Source organism: Streptococcus danieliae (genome assembly GCF_013415245.1).
Classification (GTDB): domain Bacteria; phylum Bacillota; class Bacilli; order Lactobacillales; family Streptococcaceae; genus Streptococcus; species Streptococcus danieliae_A.
The window spans coordinates 1-243 of record NZ_JACBXX010000002.1; the positions used below are offsets into that span (position 1 = coordinate 1).

General features: G+C 40.3%; 1 protein-coding gene. It reads left to right on the top strand.

What is annotated here, in order from left to right; all coding sequences use genetic code 11:
- The coding region (locus HZY94_RS00010) for a reverse transcriptase domain-containing protein (RefSeq protein WP_257151885.1) at positions 1–243 on the top strand (243 nt) is incomplete at both ends.

Consider the following 243-nt stretch of genomic DNA (forward strand, 5'->3'; position numbering starts at 1 on the left):
CTACAGTCATGGACAGAATGGTACAACAAGCGATTGTTCAAACCATCAGTCCAATCTGTGAAAGACACTTCTCAGAGTATAGTTATGGCTTTCGTCCCAATCGCTCTTGTGAGACAGCTATTATTCAACTTCTTGAGTATCTTAACGATGGCTACGAATGGATAGTGGATATTGACTTGGAAAAGTTCTTCGATACAGTTCCACAAGATAGGCTGATGTCCTTAGTACACAACATTATCCAAG